General features: G+C 47.3%; 2 protein-coding genes and 1 pseudogene. 1 reads left to right on the top strand and 2 read right to left on the bottom strand.

All coding sequences use genetic code 11. The features are described 5' to 3' along the window. On the bottom strand, positions 1-1,095 hold a 1,095-nt coding region (gene pgi, locus RMO84_RS20945; protein WP_310490371.1), incomplete at its 3' end, for a glucose-6-phosphate isomerase. 443 nt (positions 1,096-1,538) lie between these two features. Between pgi and RMO84_RS20940 the strand changes: the two genes are divergently transcribed. Further along, the gene (locus tag RMO84_RS20940) at positions 1,539-2,051 is read left to right on the top strand and encodes a PEP-CTERM sorting domain-containing protein (protein ID WP_310490370.1); all 513 of its coding nucleotides are present in this window, start codon (positions 1,539-1,541) and stop codon (positions 2,049-2,051) included. A gap of 45 nt (positions 2,052-2,096) precedes the next feature. Here RMO84_RS20940 and RMO84_RS20935 read toward each other — a convergent pair. Further along, positions 2,097-2,541: pseudogene (locus RMO84_RS20935) on the bottom strand (molecular chaperone DnaJ); the annotation flags it as partial.

The following is a 2,541-nucleotide window of genomic DNA, read 5'->3' as shown; positions in this document are numbered from 1 at the left end:
GAAATTGGCGATCCCTTCCCGTAATTGTTGGACGTAGGCATGTTGATCGGTCGAGCCTTTGTTACCGTAGACGGCGATACCCTGATAGACTTTGTTACCATCGAGATCGTCTTCTTTACCCAACGATTCCATCACCAATTGCTGGAGATAGCGGCTAAATAATAGCAAACTATCTTTGTATGGTAGAACAACCATATCTTTTTCCCCTTTGCCATTGCCCGACGCATACCAAGCCAGTGCGAGCAAAGCGGCGGGATTGGTTTTGAGATCTGGCACCCGCGTGGCGATGTCCATCTCTTTCGCGCCAGCTAAAATCCCCTGAATGTCGATCCCCTGAAGTGCGGCGGGGAGTAGCCCGACGACAGATAATTCGGAAGTTCGTCCCCCAACCCAGTCTGGCATCGGGAATCTCGCAATCCAGCCCTGGGATTCGGCAACCTTATCGAGCTGGCTGCCCGTGCCAGTCACTGCCACTGCATAGGCGGGGAAATCGAGCTGATGAGCCTGATAGATTGCTTGAACTTCGATCATCCCATTGCGGGGTTCTGGGGTACCGCCGGACTTGGAGATGACCATTACTAGCGTGGTATTCAGTCGGTTTTGGATGCGACTGATGACGCGATCGATCCCCGCAGGATCGCTATTATCGATGAAGTGAATGGTTAATGGCGATCGATCTGGTGCTAAAGCTTCGGAGACAAATTGCGGCCCTAATGCCGAGCCACCAATCCCGATCGTAATCAAATCCGTGAATTTGCCACCTTGAGGGGGATGAATATCACCAGCATGGATCTTTCGAGCGAAACTCGTAACATCATCGATCGCCAGCTTAATTTCGGTCGCAATTTCAGGCGTGGGCGCGAGTTCTGGGTTGCGCAACCAATAATGTCCGACCATCCGCTGTTCGTCAGGATTGGCAATTGCCCCCGCTTCTAAAGCTGCCATATCGGCAAATGCTTTGACAAATTTGGGTTGCAGTTGGGAAACCAACGCATCATCGAATCGCATCCGACTGATGTCTAGATAAAAGCTTAACCCTGGGTGATAATACAACCAATCTTGATATCGCTGCCACAGCAATGCACCTGTTGCCATTACTCAACCAACCTCTTAAATCTAAAAAATTCTACGGCGATCTCAATGTGCCCTGTTACTAAGATACCAGCCTGAAGGTTATCGGACTGGATATCTTTACACAAAAGATGAGATCGATTGGTGTTTGCAGTCGATTTTCGGTAGTACGGTAGGCGATCGAGATTAACAAATGACGCTCGAATCTGTTGATTTTGAACGCGATCGGCTCAACTTACCTTGACTACATGTGGTATAGTTCGTGTAAACTTCTCGAATATTACGCTCAATCGAATAAGTTTGAAAAGTTTGCAAAAGCGATCGAGCTTTAAGACGAGGATCGTCTAGATGTCATTCCTATGTTCGGGAAATAAACGGAAATCCGGATAAAAAATATCTACCTAACTGCGGACAAAGTCTTTGCGCTTGTCGTTACAAATCATCACCATTATTTATCAGGAGGAATCATGCGTTTTCTAGCCTCAACCGCGATCGCTTGCTTGCTACTAGCTCAGAGCATTTGCACTAAGTCAGAAGCAGCAACCATCAATTTAACTCAAGGGCAATGGGACGTTACGGGATTTGATATTATTAGTTGGAATGGCTCGAAATTATTTTTCAGCACCCAAGTTCAAAACGGTTCAGACTACGACATTACTGGCTACTTTAATTGGTCCAGTAACGGCACTTATCGGGGGCGTGAGGATTTTATTGGAACATACACCGCCAATAACTTGTTGAATTTCAGAGGCACTGCAATCAGTAGCACCAGCATTCAATTGGCTAATTATCGCGCTGAAGTCCTCAGCCCATCCCAAATAGGGAATGGCACCTGGACTGCAACGGGCATTTCCGGTACCTGGAGTGCTGTAAATTCAACAAATTCGACTTCCGTGCCCGAACCTAGCTCTGTACTGGGATTGGGCATCATGGCAGTGGGTGTAGTTATGCTCAAACGGCGCATTCAGCGTAAAGCTTAGCACCCACTGTTAGCCCTGTCTCGCTACAACGGCTTCATGCCTAGATTAAAATTGTGCGAACAAGTCCATTAATATTTCTTCAGGCGATACCATGTGCATTTGCTGAAAGACAGCAGGGCCTTTGAGGAAATCTTTAATAGCGATCTTTTTATCGCGAAAATCAGTGACAAACTGATGGACTTCGGCAACGATTTGAATTTGCGATTCGGTTTCGGCGACCATTTCACCGATCGGGTCGATCCCTTTTTTCGTTAACTTCTTGTATTCAGCCACGACCGATCCTTCGGGGGTACTTTTGGTCGCCCGGATTTCTTGTTTGAGCTGGGTAAATTGACTAGTAAGAAATTCATTCTCACGCTCGACGCGATCGCAGCGACGGGCGAGATCGTCTTCGTTATCGCGATCGATAATTTCGCCCATCTGGTGTTGTTTCTCGATCGCTAGTAATTTAGCCAGGTCGCCAGCTTGGTAAGCTTGATTGATTTCTTTC

Origin of the sequence: Chamaesiphon sp. VAR_69_metabat_338 (assembly GCF_031423935.1) — a bacterium.
Lineage (GTDB): Bacteria > Cyanobacteriota > Cyanobacteriia > Cyanobacteriales > Chamaesiphonaceae > Chamaesiphon.
This window is presented reverse-complemented; position numbering and strand designations above follow the sequence as displayed.